Origin of the sequence: Syntrophaceticus schinkii, from assembly GCF_000946815.1 — a bacterium.
Classification (GTDB): domain Bacteria; phylum Bacillota; class DSM-12270; order Thermacetogeniales; family Thermacetogeniaceae; genus Syntrophaceticus; species Syntrophaceticus schinkii.
The window spans coordinates 1-1372 of sequence record NZ_CDRZ01000213.1; the positions used below are offsets into that span (position 1 = coordinate 1).

1 protein-coding gene is annotated in these 1372 nt (G+C 45.2%); it reads left to right on the top strand.

The window, feature by feature from the left end; genetic code table 11:
• Positions 1-1112, top strand: a 1112-nt coding sequence (tnpC, locus tag SSCH_RS07680) for an IS66 family transposase (protein WP_232294290.1), incomplete at its 5' end; no start/stop codon positions are given.
• Between the last annotated feature and the right edge of the window lie 260 nt (positions 1113-1372).

Below are 1372 nucleotides of genomic sequence, written 5' to 3' on the forward strand. Positions count from 1 at the left end.
GTTTTCATGATAATCTCCTTATGAAAACACAGGAAATTACTGCAGAAAAACTGCTTGGTTTAATTGAAGAAAAGGATCGTAAGATCGCCGAATTGGAGCAGCAAGTACAGTGGTTGATGTCCCAGATCCGCCTGGCCAGACATAAGCAATTTGGCGCATCAAGTGAAAGAACTGATGCTGTTCAGTTGTCCATATTCAATGAGGCCGAATCAGGTTCCGACATGACTGTGCCGGAACCTGTTCTAACCGAGGTAAAGGCGCATTATCGCAAACGGACACGCCTTACAACCGATAAATTGCCGAAGGATTTACCTGTTGAGATAATTGAACATAAGCTGCCGGCCAAAGATTGCATCTGCCCGGAGTGCGGCAGTGAAATGCACACAATGGGTAAAGAAACCCGTGAAGAGCTGAAGATTATTCCCGCCAAGGCAGTAATTGTACGACACATTCAGCATATTTATGCCTGCAGGAATTGTGAAGCCGCCTCTGATCATGTTCCCATCATCAAGGCAGATATGCCAGAACCCGTCATCAAAGGCGGATTTGCTTCACCTGAAACAATTGCCCACATAGCAGTACAAAAATTTATGATGGCATCGCCGCTGTACCGTCAGGAACAGGAATGGAAGCAAAACGGGATCCTTTTATCCCGGCAAACTATGTCAAACTGGCTGATCAAAGCCTGTCATGACTGGCTTACACCCATATACGAGGAAATGAAGCGGAGGTTGTGTGAACATGAGGTGCTTCATGGGGATGAAACCACCCTGCAGGTGCTTAAAGAGCCAGGGAAGGCAGCACAGTCAAAGAGTTACATGTGGCTGTACCGCACCAGCGGGGAGGCAAAACACCAGCTTGTACTTTATGATTATCAACCCGACAGAAAACATATACACCCGGAAGCGTTTTTAAAGAATTTCAAAGGATACCTTCATGCGGACGGATATGAGGGTTATCACAGGCTTCCCGAAAAGATAATCGTTGTAGGTTGTCTTGCACACCTTAGGCGGAAGTTTTTCGATGCATTTAAAACCTTACCCAAAGAGAAACAAGCGGGATCCAATGCAGCAATAGGTGTGGCCTATTGTGATAAGCTATTCCAATTTTGAAAAACAGTTTGCCTTACTTTCCCTCCATGATCGCCATAAGGAACGCGGGCGGTTATCAAGGCCATTGTTTGATCAATTTTACAATTGGATTGAGGGTATTGCTGCCTTACCTAATACCCTTCTTGGGAAAGCGATACACTACGCAAAATCCCAGAGGAAGTATCTTGACAAGGTATCTTCTTGACGGGCGTCTTTGAGATTTCAAACAATCGTGCTGAGCGAAGATATTTAAGCCAATTTGTAATCGGCCTGCAATTATG